General features: G+C 59.6%; 8 protein-coding genes. All 8 read right to left on the bottom strand.

Translation table 11 applies throughout. From position 1 onward, the window contains the following. Positions 1 to 2: 2 nt before the first annotated feature. Positions 3 to 2,111, bottom strand: a complete 2,109-nt coding sequence (locus ACFSR7_RS35690; protein WP_378169417.1) for an apiosidase-like domain-containing protein — start codon at positions 2,109 to 2,111, stop codon at positions 3 to 5. A 19-nt stretch (positions 2,112 to 2,130) separates the two neighbouring features. Further along, positions 2,131 to 3,216: a glycoside hydrolase family 99-like domain-containing protein gene (locus ACFSR7_RS35685; RefSeq protein ID WP_378169416.1), complete on the bottom strand. Its 1,086-nt coding sequence runs from the start codon at positions 3,214 to 3,216 to the stop codon at positions 2,131 to 2,133. 86 nt (positions 3,217 to 3,302) lie between these two features. Next, positions 3,303 to 4,127: a carbohydrate ABC transporter permease gene (locus ACFSR7_RS35680; RefSeq protein WP_378169415.1), complete on the bottom strand. Its 825-nt coding sequence runs from the start codon at positions 4,125 to 4,127 to the stop codon at positions 3,303 to 3,305. After that, positions 4,127 to 5,005, bottom strand: coding sequence for a carbohydrate ABC transporter permease (locus ACFSR7_RS35675; RefSeq protein WP_378169414.1), 879 nt, complete (start codon positions 5,003 to 5,005; stop codon positions 4,127 to 4,129). The genes ACFSR7_RS35680 and ACFSR7_RS35675 overlap by 1 nt, the downstream gene beginning before the upstream one ends. 93 nt (positions 5,006 to 5,098) lie before the next feature. After that, positions 5,099 to 6,505, bottom strand: coding sequence for an ABC transporter substrate-binding protein (locus tag ACFSR7_RS35670; protein WP_378169413.1), 1,407 nt, complete (start codon positions 6,503 to 6,505; stop codon positions 5,099 to 5,101). A 101-nt stretch (positions 6,506 to 6,606) separates the two neighbouring features. Continuing rightward, the gene (locus tag ACFSR7_RS35665; protein ID WP_378169412.1) at positions 6,607 to 8,160 is read right to left on the bottom strand and encodes a response regulator; all 1,554 of its coding nucleotides are present in this window, start codon (positions 8,158 to 8,160) and stop codon (positions 6,607 to 6,609) included. Next, a complete protein-coding gene (locus tag ACFSR7_RS35660; protein ID WP_378169411.1) occupies positions 8,135 to 9,889 on the bottom strand; it encodes a cache domain-containing sensor histidine kinase in 1,755 nt (584 codons plus the stop codon). Before ACFSR7_RS35660 ends, ACFSR7_RS35665 begins: the two co-directional genes overlap by 26 nt. Positions 9,890 to 10,073: 184 nt before the next feature. Then, the gene (locus ACFSR7_RS35655) at positions 10,074 to 11,006 is read right to left on the bottom strand and encodes a helix-turn-helix transcriptional regulator (RefSeq protein ID WP_378169410.1); all 933 of its coding nucleotides are present in this window, start codon (positions 11,004 to 11,006) and stop codon (positions 10,074 to 10,076) included. Between the last annotated feature and the right edge of the window lie 64 nt (positions 11,007 to 11,070).

The following is an 11,070-nucleotide window of genomic DNA, read 5'->3' as shown; positions in this document are numbered from 1 at the left end:
GTTCATAGGTTATAAAGTTCGAATTCGTAGATGATCGGCGCGTGCTCGTTGCCCGACGTGAAGTAGATCCGCGCCTTGCTCCCCGTCACGGCAGGAAACGTGAGCACGCGCGGGATGCCGGTCGCGCCGATCGTCGTTCCCGTGTACGCCGTCTGCCAGGTCGAGCCGTTCCAATATTCGATCCGGTACCCTTGCGTCCGGCCGTTGTATTCGGTCAGCACGGCCTGGTTAAACGTCGTGTTCGCCCCGAAGTCGACCGCCAGCCATTGCCCGCTCCAGCAGCCGTTACACGCTTGCCAGTCGGTAATATAGTTCTGGTCGAACGCCTTGGGCGCCGTCTGGCTCGCATCCCATGACGACGAGCTGGAATACGTCTTGCCCAGATCCAGATTGGCTGGCGCCGCGGTGGCAGTCTTCTGCACGAGCAGCACCCAGTCGGAGGCGTCCGGCTTGCCCGGTATCGACCAGAGCCCGCCCGAGGCATGCACCGTATTCGAGATCGTCGAATAGGCACCGGTGCGCGGATTAAACCATCGCGCTATATACAGGCGGCTGTTGTCCATCTGCTTGAGCGTTCCCGACGCCGTCGTTCCGTTAAAGAAAAACACCACATAAGTGCCGTTCCCGTCAGACGAGAGGAGAGAACGTTCGCCGTCGCCGAAAGAACCCCAAGCGCCGTCGTCGAACCGTGGCGTGAGCTTCCACCACTCCAGGCTCGTATAGAACGCTTTGAAATAAGTGAGCCGATCCCCTGTCGCCAGATTGGCGCCGTCGTACCACCAGTAATATCGAGCCGGCAATTCGTAGGCAGTGCCGAAGTCGTCCGGGTCTCCCGGCTTGGAATAATTGTCGTTCCACACCCCGGCCGCCCCGTAGCCATAACCGTACATGCCGTACTGGAACGCCTTGTAGGCCGCGCCTAGCGCACCGTTTCCGTCGGTCCAGAATTGATCGTAAGCGCTCTCATAAAGCACCGAGGGCTTGACCGCGGCATTGTTCCAGAAGTTCTTGGCGATGCTCATTCCGGTCATGTCGCCCTGCCACTGCACGGCCCAGCCGTCGTGATAGGCTTTGCTCGCCCACCACGAAGTCGAAGCGACCGTGGAGCTCGCGTCTTCCATGTGCGGCATGAGCGGATGGTTGTAGGCGTCGTTGTCGGAGATGCTCTGGCCGACCGCATACCATTTCTGGATCGTCGTCGCATTGTAATTGCCGTACATGTTCTTGTCGATTTCCTGCGCGATCGTCCAGATGACGGGATAAGCCCCGTAGCGGGCGACCCAGTAGCGCGCGATCTTGCCCATATAAGCGTTGGTGTAAACGCCGTAGCTTGCGGGATCGTTCGCCCAGCTCACCTGCGCGTTGGCATGGACGAGCCCCTGATCCGCGATGTACTTGAACTTCCGGTCGAGGTTCGCGAAGCCCGCAAGGTCTGCGCTCGTAAAGCCGTCGTTCAGATTGGCGACCGCTTCCTCGTCGGCGCCTGCGTGCGTCCCGCCGCCGTGCGGTTGCCAGATCGGTTCGGACTGGTAGACGGTGAAGCCTTGGGCGACTCTTTTGTCCACCGTATACTTGAACTGCGAAGCGACGCCTGCCGCGTTCGACGTAGAGAACCGCTCATGCGGCAGGATCCAGTGCGTATCGCCCAAATAGAAGAACGGCGTACCGTCGGCGTAGGTGAGGTAACGGCCATTCGTGCTTACTTTCAGGAAGCCGTGCTTGTAAATATCCTTGCTGCCCGTATAGCTCAAGGCATCGACGGTCTTCGTCACGTTGTGCAGGCCCGTATTCGCCGTATCCGTAGCGGCCGTCGTCATCGTCCAGCTGCCGGTCTTGGTGGGCGCGAAGCGGATTTTCCAGACGTTGCCCCCGTCCCAGAACGCCGGACGCGTAATGACCGTTCCGCCCGGTCCCGTAAAGGTTGCCGTTACGTCCACGCTGTTAAACGGATCCGTGTAAGTAACGGAGCTGTTCAGCGTAATTTCGACCGCCTGCCACTGCTGTACCGAATAGTCGGCGGCATACGCCGTCCGAGCGCCGGGGAAGCCCCCAAGCACCGCCAATCCCAACATAGAGCCGAACCATACGCAGAAGAAAACGATTTTTCGCATCTGAATCTCTCCCTCTCGGTCAAGAATGAAATACGTTTCGGATCGCTTCCAGATAACCCATGCCGTGCTTGGTGTCCGGTTCCAGATACCCCCCTTCCGTCCATTCGTTCCATGCATAGACGGTCAGCATCGGGGGCGATAAACGCGTGCGGTCGAGGTACGCTTTCGCTTTTTGCAGCGCCTCCTCGAAGGCGGCCGGCGTATTGTCCGTCGCGACCGGCGTATACGGATAGTCCCCTCTTACGTACGGCAAGTCCGGATCGCAGCGCGGGCTCGGGTCCCACCCCATCGTCACGTTCGGATAGTAGGGCACGGAGGAGAATCGCGCCTGCAGGTCGTCCCACATTCCCGTCGCCTGCTCGGACCACTCGGCATAGTCGACACCCGGGAACGATGCCGGCTCCGCATGGTGCAGCCATACGTAGGACGTGACGCTGTCCGCGCCAAGCCTTGCGAGCAGCGCGTTCGCGTCGGGGCCGATGATGTCGGCATGCTGCGGATTTAATCCCCACTCGACGAGATTCAGATGCAGATCCGCGTAGCCGGCTTCCCTGACTTTGCGGCGAAAATCGGCCAGCGCTTCCGCCGTCGCCTCGATGCCGCCCAGCCCGCGGATGAGCGTCATGCATTCGTAGATCGAGAAGTACAGCTTCCCGTCGATCGTCAGGTAGTTGTCATAACAGAGATAATGCCCCACGATATAATCGGTCATTGCGTCGAACCGCGCCCGGGACACTTCGTTATGATTCGCCCACATAAGCGCGAACTTCAGCCGGTCGCGATTGGCTGCCTGCAGGAATCCTTCTTCCAGCGCACGATGCAGGAACGGCCCCTCTCCGCCGCCCATGTCCCAGTACCAATCGTAAAGAAAGCAGGTAATGCCGTGGTCGGCCGCCGCCCGAATCTGCATTTCGGACACGCGCGGGTCCGCTTCGTCGATCTCGCCCCAGAGCGGCCGCTTCGGCTGCTCGTGCCCGGGAAATCGCGGCTTCGCGCTCCTAAGCGACGGCCATTCCGTCCATCCTTTTCCTTTGCTCGCTTCGTTTTTCGGATCCGCATGCCACTGCGGAAAATAATAAACCGCTACCTCATAGCCGCTGCCCATTCGAGCTCCCTCCTGTCTTTTGCACTGCCTAGCCTTCTAGCGTTGCGTTTAGCCTACCAGCCTACGCCTACTAGCCTACTAGTCTTCTAGCCCTTGACGGAACCCATGACCAGTCCGCGGAGCATGCGCTTCTGCGTCAGCACGAACAACAGCAGGAGCGGCAGCATCGCCAGCACGCTGATCGCGAATACCGGGCCGTAGTTGGTCGATTGCTTGTTGAACATGAACTGGACGATCGTCGGCATCAGCGTCATCTTGTCCGGCGAGTTGAGGAATATGAGCGGGGTCAGAAAGTCGTTCCAGATGCCGTAAACGTTCGTGAGAATAAACGTGCCGGTGGCCGGCAGCAGCAGCGGAAATATGATGACCCAGAACATCCGCAGCGGCCCGCAGCCGTCGATGCTTCCCGCCTCCTCCAGCTCCCGGGGGATCGACTTGGTGAACGCCGAATAAAGAAAGGAAGCGAAAGGAATGAAACCCGCCGTATACAGAAGGATCAGCAGCGTACGCGTGTTGATCAGATGGAGCAAGCTCGCCAGCTTAAACAGCGGGATCAGCGAGCCCACCGTCGGAATGACCATCCCCGACATGAACAGGTAGAAAAAGAAGAGAAACAGCTTCTCCCGCCGGCGCGCCAGCACGAACCCGGCCATCGACGCGACCAGAATCGTGAGCGCCAGACCGCCGACCGTGACGAGGAGCGAGTTGAGCATGCTCCGGAAAAACGACGTGCCCAGCGCAAGCTTGTAGTAGTCCAGATAAATCCGGTCCGGCCATGCGAGCGGTTTGTAAAAGAGGCGCGGCTCCTTGAACGTCATCACGACGAGATACAGCACCGGGAGGAGAAACAGAAGCGCGGCCAGGATGAGCACGATTTCCAGCGCAAGGGACGCCCGTTTGGATCCGTTCATCAGAGCTCGACCTCCTTGCGTCTGGTGGCCGACAGCTGCGCGATCGAGACGATCACGATAAAGATGGCCAGAACGATGCCTCCCGCGGTGGCGTACCCGTAGTTATTGTCCTTGAAGGCGGCGTTGTAGACCGCCAGAAACAGCGTGTACGAAGACGTGCCGGGGCCGCCGTTCGTCAGGATGTACGGTAGATCGAACATCTTCAGCGCGCCTACGACCGTCAGAAAAAGCACGATCGTCACGGCGGGCATGAGCATCGGGAGCGTGATGCGGCGAAATAGAGAAAAGCCTCTCGCCCCTTCGATCTCGGCCGCTTCGTACATGTCTTGGGGAATCGCCTGCAGGCCGGCCAGATAGATGATCGCGCAATAACCGATGGCCTGCCATTGCGTCAGCAGAATGATGGCCGGAAACGACGTTCGCACGTTGCCTAGCCAATCCTCGGCGACCGATTCCAGGCCAAAGCGGCCCAGCACGGCATTGATCAATCCGTCGTACTGCAGCATCTGCCCCCAGACGACGGAAGCGACGACCAGGCTGACGACGACCGGAAGATAGAACGACGTCCGGATGAACGACCCGGTGCGGAATTGCCGATTAAGCAGCACCGCCGCCAGCAAGGCCAGCGGATTTTGCACGACAAGCCCGAACGCCGCCATCTTGAGCGAATTCAGCAGTCCGTCCGTCATGTGCGGGTCTTTCCACAGATAAGCGTAATTGGTCCATCCCGTAAACTTCGGACGTCCCATCCCGGTCCAATCGGTGAACGAATAATAGATGCTCTGGAGAAACGGAACATAGAAAAAGAGAATAAAAATAGCGGCCGCAGGGATGAGAAAGAGGACCGCCGCCGCATATTGCTTTCGTTTCAAATTCATCGCCGCTGTTTCCTCTCCGGTGGAATGATGCGTTCAACCGCAAGCGCAGCGGCTGCGGTTGAACGCGGTACGGCTTGCTGCGGGGCTCCGTTATTAGGAGGCGGGCAGCACCACGGTTGCCTTATCTTTATTCATCGCATCCTGCGCCGCCTTCAGATCCGCGGGATTGAACTTAACCCCGGAGACGACGTTCGTCAGCACGTCGACCATCGCGTTGGCGCTGCTCGCCGGCATAAAGGAGCTCAGCCCGTACGGAAGCGTGAGTCCGCCGTCCAAATATTGCTTCACCGTGTCCATGACCGGATCGGAGAACTTGACGTTCACGTCGGTGAACATCGGCAATCCGCCTTCGCCCTCCAGCCACGGCGCCATGATCTCCGGGCTCACCATCAGCGAGACGAGATCCTTGGACTCCTGGACCAGCTTCGTTTTCGCGTTAATGCCAAGACCTGTGCCCGAGTTGAAAACAAGGCTGCTCTTGCCTGCATCGTCCATGAAAGGGAAGAAGCCGATCTGGAACTTCTCGTAGCCGCCTTTCTCGATGTTCTCGGCATTCGATGCGGGCATCCAGGGCCCTTGCACGATCATCGCGGCTTCGCCGGAAGCGAACAGCTGCGCCGATTGCGGCCAGTCGATGCTCAGCGCGTTTTTATTGAAGTAGCCTTTGCTCTTCATCGTCTCCACCTGCTGGTAGACCTTCTGGATGACCGCGTCGTCGAACTTGACCGTGCCGTCGTACAGCTTCATGCCGTAACCCGCATCGCTGGGGAACGTGTAAGACTGCAGCCAAGCCATGAGAAACATATTCGCTGTCCACAGGTCCTTGAAGCCGAGCGCGATCGGCGTCTTGCCGTCGGCCTTGATCTTCTCGCTGGCGGCGAGAAACTCTTCCGCCGTCTTAGGCGGCTCGATGCCCAGCTTGTCGAATAGGTCTTTGTTGTACCAGACGCCCCCGCCGATGTTGCCGGAGCCCGGAGCGCCGTACAGCTTCCCCTCGTAAGCCAAGGACGGATCCTTCTTCGCTGCGTCGCTCATGCGCGACACCCAAGGCTCGCCGGACAAGTCCATGAGATTGCCGGCCTTGGCGTAGTCCAGCGTCTGGTAGAACGTCACGTCCGGCGCCGTGTCGGAAGCGAACTGCGCCTTCAGCTTGTCGAAGTAAGTCGCGCCCAGCGTCACGTCCCACTGGATCGTGGCGTTCGGGTACAGCTTCTTGTAGCCTTCCTCGACCGCCTTGCGAAACGCCACCTGATGTGCGCGCTCGTCCAGAAACCAGGCGCCGGCGCGGATCGTGAACGCCTTATCGTTGGAAGCGGCTCCCCCGCCTTCCGTTCCGGCATTGGTGTCGCCTCCGCTCGTCGCGCTGGCGGTCGCGGAACCGCTCGGGCTGGCGGTCTGCCCAGCATCTGCGTTATTGTTTCCTCCCGAGCCGCTGCAGCCCGCCAGCACCGACGTCACGAGCAGCGTCGACGCCAGCAGCGATGTAACCCTCTTTTTCATGTGCGAGCCTTCTCTCTGTAACAGGATAACTTGCTAGCTCAATTGTAATCGCTTCACTTTTTCGCACGGATACTTCCATTCTGGTTTATCATTGCTGTGTTTTACTTCCCTCCGTCGCGCTGCGTAGATGCATGGAGCTTGTAGGCGCTCGGAGACATCCCGACGACCTTCTTAAACAGCAGGCTGAAGTGCGCGTAGTTTTTGAACCCGACCGCATAGGCCACCTCGTACGCCTTCAAGTCTTCGCTCAGCAGCCTCGCCTTCGCCGCCTCGATGCGGGTGAGCCACAGCAGATCGGAAAAGTTTTTGCCGGTCTCCTTCTTGATCACGCGGCTCAGATAGGAATAATTGACGCTCAGCCGTTCGGCGACCATACGCAGCGTCAGCTCGTCTTCGTACGCTTGTCCGATGATCGCCTTCGTCTCGGCGACGAGCCGCTTGGGCGCCTGCTCGACCAGCGTGCCGATCCGGGCGGCGCAGCCCTGCAGCAGCTGCTCGATATCCCGCATCATATCGGTCAGGATGACGCTGGACAGCAGCTTCTCCCGGATCCGCAGCTTATCCTTCGGATCGAGCGCGAGGCCGAACTCTTCCATCACGTCCTCCGCCTTCTCGACCAGGTTGATGCAAAAATGCTGCATGTCCGGCTTGCCGGCGCCCACGGTCAGCATCGTCCGATAGGCCTCGCGCAGCGCGTCCGCGATGCCGTCGCGATCGCCGATGCGCAGCAGGTCCTCCAGCCGGTTGGTGGACAACAGCAGCTGCCGGTCCTTCTCGCTCCGTATCGATCGGATCGCATCGTAGGCGATGACGGACCGCTTCCCGATCAGCATCCGGTATTCCATGCATTCCGCGATTTGCCGGAGTGCGTCCGGCAAACGAAGCAGCGACGGCTCGGCCCGCCCGATCCCGACCGACAGGGAGAGCTCGTTCGCGGCGCCGCCTAGCTCCACCATTCGCTTGGCGAGCGCCAGCGCCTCTTCTTGCAGGCTTGCGGGATCGATCCCGCTCCCGCGCAGCAACACATAGAGGCCGGCATTCGTTCCCTGCGTCCAGGAAGGAACGGCGCTGCGCTCCAGCGCCGGCATCACCGCCGCCAGCACGGCGCGCTCGCGGAACGGACTCCGCTCGCCGGCCGCTCCCGCGATCGTATCCAGCTCGCCATAGAGCAGGATGAACGGCTCGTCCGGCTGATTGCGGTCGCGCAGCCACGCCAGCTTCTCTTCGTCGCGTTCCTCCTGCCCGCCGAACAAGGCGAAGAATGCCTCCTGTTGCTTCCATTCCGTCATGAGCTGCTGCTGCACTTGCTTTACGGCCCATACCAGATCCTTTGCGACGAACGGCTTCGTAATAAAGTCCACGGCGCCGAGGCGGATCGCTTGCCTGGCGTACTCGAATTCGTTGTACGCGGACAGAAAAACGATCGGCAGCTCCGGCTGCTCCTTGCGAATGGCTTCCGCGAGCGCGATGCCGTCCATCACCGGCATACGGATGTCGGTCAACAAAATGTCCGGCCTGATGTCGCGCGCAAGGGCCAGCGCTTCGGCTCCGTTCGCGGCGACCGCCGCCACGCTGCAGCGGATGTCCGCCCATTCCGGCATAGCGGCGATATAGTCTCGAATTTCCCGTTCATCGTCCACGATTAGCATTTTCATCCGTCGATTCCTCCTGCCATAATTGGATCGGGATCGTCACCTGCACGGTTACGAAGCTCCCGCCCCGAGTCAGCTTAACGCCGTAATCGCTGCCGAAATGATGCCGGATGCGGTCGTTCACATTGTCCATGCCGGAGCCGAGCCCGCGCCTTGCGCGCTTTTCGCCGGCTTGCGGAGAATCGCCGTCCGGCGCAGCTTCTTCCTCGGGCGTAGGATTGCGGATCACGATCTCCAGATGGTAGTCCGCCTCCTGCACCTCGATCTCGATCTTGCCGCCTTCGGGCAAGCGGTCGATGCCATGCAAGATGCTGTTCTCCACGAGCGGCTGCAGCATGAACCGGGGGACGGCCACCTGGCGGAACATCGCGGGCAGGACGATGGCATATTGCAGCCGCTCCCCGAAGCGGTACTGGTGGATTTGCAGGAAGCTCTCCACGTATTGCAGCTCCGTCGCTAGCGGCACGAAGGTGCCGCCGGGCGTGATCGAATAACGGAAAATGCCCGACAGCTTCCGTACGACATCCGGCACGTACTTTGCTTTGTCCGGCGCCTGGGAGATGACGCTGATATATTCCAGGATGTTGTATAGGAAATGCGGGTTGATATACATGCGGATCGCCTTCAGCTCCGCTTCGCGCACCCTCAGCTCGCTCTTGTAGTTCGTCTCGATCAGCTGCTCCGTCCGGGTGACCAACTGATTGTAGCCGCGGCAGAGCATGGCGATCTCGTCCTGTCCGCGGATATTCGGGAAGAGGTGATACTCCGCAAGCTCCGCCTTGCGCATCAGCCGGTACAGCCGACGGATCGGATGGGTGATCCGCTTCAGAATTTGATAGGTCGTAATAAACACGGCCGCCCAGGCCGCCAGCGTCACGGCAAGCGCGAACAGCGTTTGCTTCTTGACCAGCGCATTCGCCCCCGCCGTCGCGATGCGGACGTACTGAAAATCGGACGTTTGCGATTTCTGCCGCACGACGAGCCGGTCCCCTTGGCCGCCGGAGCCGAGCAAGTTGCCGATGTCGGACAGATCGGAGGAAGATACGATCAAGTTGTCCGCGTTCGCGATATAAAACGTCCCCGGCTCGTAGGTCTCATACAGCTGGGACGACTTGGCCGGATCGAGGGTCAGGACGAGCATGCCGATCTCCGTTTCCGAAGTCATCGCAGCCCCGCCGGCATACAGCTTCAGGTCGCATGCCATCCGTCGGTAGTCGGTGAAGAACGCCCACTGCGGCACGTTCGGGAATTCGAAAGGCAGCAGTCTAAAAGCCGATACATATTGCAAGCGCTTACCGGAATCCGTAGCATAGATGTCGCCCGCTTTGTTGATCAGGTACATATGGTCGACGAATTCGCCGACATTGTTGCGGGCTTGCTCCAGCTCCGACTGCATCAGCTCGGCCGCGGCCGCTTCCTGCCGCCGGTGGTCCTCGCCCGCCGGATTCGTTCCCTCGCGGGCGTCCATCAGCAGCAGCGAACGGATCGCTTCCTGCCGTCCCAGCTCCGACAGCAGCTTGCGCACCTCATGCAGCCGAGCGTCGATCTTGCTCGCGGTGGCGTTCAGGTCCTGCTGTACCGTCTCCGTCTCCTTCTTCTCGAGCAGTTGATCGGACCGGACATAGAAGGCCGCGCTGACGACGACAAGCGGGACAAGCGTCAGAATCGAGTAGCTGATCAGCATTTTGTACAGCAGACGGGAGCGGATCGTACGAACAAGGCCGGCTAGCATGCCGGCCCCTCCTTGGCTTCATATTTAACTTTAGCCGTAGCGATCATGGCCTCGTTTTCGAATGGCGCTCTTTTCAAACAACATCCTCCTCTTCTAACCTTTGTCTTGCCCGCTTCCGGATGCGTTTCATTGAATTTCCTTCATTATAGGCGCGGGGAGCGGGATTGTATTTAGAGGGGATACCTCAAAAGGTGGACGATTTTACGCGATGCAGCATCGCGTCCGCATACTGCTTCGGCGACCTTTTTTCGTGACGCTTGAACAGCCGGCTAAAATAATGCGCGTCGTCGTACCCGACCATCTCGCTAATGCGCTTGATCGGATGCTTCCCTTCCAGAATGAGCTCCTTGGCTCTCTCCATGCGGCATTGGATGATGTATTCCATCGGCGATTTTCCCGTCGCTTTCTTGAACATCGTTCGCAAGTAGTTCGGAGACAGCGCCAGATCGGCCGCCAGCCGCGCAAAGTCGATGCTCTCGCGATAATGTTCGCGCAAATAGCGAACGACCGCGTCTACTTCTTCCCGCCCCTGCTGCTTATTGGCGTTCTCTTCCGCATAAGCGGTATCCAGGTACATGAGTCGCAATATTTCCAGCAAGATCGCGCGCATCTCCAGCTGGAAGCCGGGCTTCTGCTCGGTGAACACGCGCAGCAGGTCGGTGAACAGTCGCTCGTAACGAAGCGGGTCGCCGGTCCGGATCAAAGACGGGAACGCCACTTCGCCCGGTTCGACGAGCGGACGCTCGTCCAAGCCTTCCTCAACGGGGAGGACATCCTGCGTATAGTCGCAGTCCGAATAAACTTCCGGCGGGAAATCGAGCGTGTCGCCCATGTAAAGGTAGTCGAAGTGAACCGCAAAATAACGCGCGTGCCCGGGAGGAATCATGCAGGAATTGCGCTGATGCGGCCGAATGACGTGCAAGTCGCCTGCGCTAACCGTATAGGAAATGCCGTCAAGGATGTAGACGCCGCCTCCATGCGTGAAGAAGACAAGCTCGTGGTCATAGATATAGCGGGGCGGTACCTTGATGTCTCCCGGCCCGTCGTATTCGTGGATATAACGGACATAGGGCGCCAACTGCAAAAAATCGACTGTGCTGCGCGCGGAAACGGTCATGGCCGAGTCACCCCTTTGCGCTTCTGCCTCTATCTTCCCCGGATGCACGATTCCAGTCAAGCCG

It is taken from the genome of Cohnella sp. GCM10020058 (assembly GCF_042683485.1).
Classification (GTDB): domain Bacteria; phylum Bacillota; class Bacilli; order Paenibacillales; family Paenibacillaceae; genus Cohnella.
The sequence above is the reverse complement of the archived record's forward strand: the minus strand, read 5'-3'. Positions and strand labels throughout refer to the sequence as shown.